The organism is Treponema sp. OMZ 805, from assembly GCF_050937395.1.
In the GTDB taxonomy this organism is placed as follows: domain Bacteria; phylum Spirochaetota; class Spirochaetia; order Treponematales; family Treponemataceae; genus Treponema.
The window spans coordinates 1-896 of the sequence record NZ_JACCLP010000042.1 but is presented as its reverse complement, the minus strand read 5'-3'; the positions used below and the strand labels follow the sequence as shown (position 1 = coordinate 896).

At 39.5% G+C, this 896-nt stretch carries 1 protein-coding gene; it reads right to left on the bottom strand.

The window, feature by feature from the left end; genetic code table 11:
• The coding region (locus HGH47_RS12175; protein WP_432912724.1) for an Rpn family recombination-promoting nuclease/putative transposase at positions 1-752 on the bottom strand (752 nt) is incomplete at its 3' end.
• Positions 753-896 lie beyond the last annotated feature (144 nt).

Here is an 896-nt window from a genome sequence, read left to right as displayed (position 1 = left end):
CCTTCAGCAAAGGCTATTTCACGTTCTTCTGCACGTTGTACGGCAATATCTTCTTCATAATTATATTCGGCCAGCAACATGTTTATTACCTCCTTCGTCTTCCGTTCGAGATATTCTCGCAAAATATTATTTGCTATACACTCCTCAATGGCTTTTTGAAAACCATATACCGGATCAAGCTCTTTCCATTTTCTCACTGTTTGGACAAAAATGCTATATTCATTGATGGGTTTACACAGCTCCAAGAGCGGATGTTCATTGTGCCGGTTTATGTTTACCACTTTGACAATTAATTCCAAGTTTGGTTGTTCCGTCTGTTCCTTAAATGCGTGGGATAGTTTAAGCGTCGCTTCTCGAGTATAAACTTCTTTACCGTTATAAAAAACATAAAATTCCGGTGTCGGGATAGTGAGCAGTTTACGGCTATACTTTTCCTTTGATTCAAAGAGTTTTTCATACAGACGGCTGACATACTCAAGGCAGCGCAATGGCATATTAGGGTTGATAGTCGATTGATGTTCGGCAAGGACAATAATTTTGTTTTCGACAAGATACGAGACATCATTGGCAAAGCTCATATACATCACTTGTTCAAGCTTGATATTTTCTAGTAAGGCAACATCATGCACCTGAGTACCGTGCAAAGCATTGTATAGAGACAAAAACCGCTCTTTTGCTTTTTCATCGGTGCTGAATAGATCGACAAAAACAGAGTCCTTATAGTTACGGTTATCCGGTACGGTTTCTAACATGATAGTAGTATAGCATACAAAGCTCGATAGTGTAAGGTCATCGGAGTCAGAGATACCGCATTATAAAATCTGAATCAAAATAAGGTGTTTAAGCTCCTCTTTGCAAAAGGTATTTCAGAAGCGGCACGGATGCCGCTGGTTCTA